1 rRNA gene is annotated in these 1,633 nt (G+C 52.9%); it reads right to left on the minus strand.

Features of this window, described 5'->3' with window-relative positions:
* Positions 1-57: 57 nt before the first annotated feature.
* Positions 58-1,617, minus strand: a 16S ribosomal RNA gene (locus I6N96_RS19670).
* Between the last annotated feature and the right edge of the window lie 16 nt (positions 1,618-1,633).

A 1,633-nucleotide genomic window follows, 5' to 3' on the forward strand; every position in this document is an offset into this window, starting at 1 on the left:
ACCTCTCAAAACTGAACAAAGTAAAGTTAACCGTGTAGTCTCCGTAATATTCCTTAGAAAGGAGGTGATCCAGCCGCACCTTCCGATACGGCTACCTTGTTACGACTTCACCCCAATCATCTATCCCACCTTAGGCGGCTGGCTCCAAAAGGTTACCTCACCGACTTCGGGTGTTACAAACTCTCGTGGTGTGACGGGCGGTGTGTACAAGGCCCGGGAACGTATTCACCGCGGCGTGCTGATCCGCGATTACTAGCGATTCCGGCTTCATGTAGGCGAGTTGCAGCCTACAATCCGAACTGAGAGAAGCTTTAAGAGATTTGCTTAGCCTCGCGACTTCGCGACTCGTTGTACTTCCCATTGTAGCACGTGTGTAGCCCAGGTCATAAGGGGCATGATGATTTGACGTCATCCCCACCTTCCTCCGGTTTGTCACCGGCAGTCTCGCTAGAGTGCCCAACTGAATGATGGCAACTAACAATAAGGGTTGCGCTCGTTGCGGGACTTAACCCAACATCTCACGACACGAGCTGACGACAACCATGCACCACCTGTCACTTTGTCCCCGAAGGGAAAGCTCTATCTCTAGAGTGGTCAAAGGATGTCAAGACCTGGTAAGGTTCTTCGCGTTGCTTCGAATTAAACCACATGCTCCACCGCTTGTGCGGGCCCCCGTCAATTCCTTTGAGTTTCAACCTTGCGGTCGTACTCCCCAGGCGGAGTGCTTAATGCGTTTGCTGCAGCACTGAAGGGCGGAAACCCTCCAACACTTAGCACTCATCGTTTACGGCGTGGACTACCAGGGTATCTAATCCTGTTTGCTCCCCACGCTTTCGAGCCTCAGCGTCAGTTACAGACCAGAGAGCCGCCTTCGCCACTGGTGTTCCTCCATATATCTACGCATTTCACCGCTACACATGGAATTCCACTCTCCTCTTCTGCACTCAAGTCTCCCAGTTTCCAATGACCCTCCCCGGTTGAGCCGGGGGCTTTCACATCAGACTTAAGAAACCGCCTGCGCTCGCTTTACGCCCAATAAATCCGGACAACGCTTGCCACCTACGTATTACCGCGGCTGCTGGCACGTAGTTAGCCGTGGCTTTCTGGTTAGATACCGTCAAGGCGGGAACAGTTACTCTCCCACTTGTTCTTCTCTAACAACAGAGTTTTACGATCCGAAAACCTTCTTCACTCACGCGGCGTTGCTCGGTCAGACTTTCGTCCATTGCCGAAGATTCCCTACTGCTGCCTCCCGTAGGAGTCTGGGCCGTGTCTCAGTCCCAGTGTGGCCGATCACCCTCTCAGGTCGGCTATGCATCGTTGCCTTGGTGAGCCGTTACCTCACCAACTAGCTAATGCACCGCGGGTCCATCCATCAGCGACACCCGAAAGCGCCTTTCAAATCAGAACCATGCGGTTCCGATTGTTATACGGTATTAGCACCTGTTTCCAAGTGTTATCCCCTTCTGATGGGCAGGTTACCCACGTGTTACTCACCCGTCCGCCACTCCTCTTTCTCGGTGAGTGCAAGCACTCGGTGAGAAAGAAGCGTTCGACTTGCATGTATTAGGCACGCCGCCAGCGTTCGTCCTGAGCCAGGATCAAACTCTCATAAAAAGTTTAAACTTGACAG

The sequence above is a fragment of the Enterococcus larvae genome (assembly GCF_017830045.1).
In the GTDB taxonomy this organism is placed as follows: domain Bacteria; phylum Bacillota; class Bacilli; order Lactobacillales; family Enterococcaceae; genus Enterococcus_L; species Enterococcus_L larvae.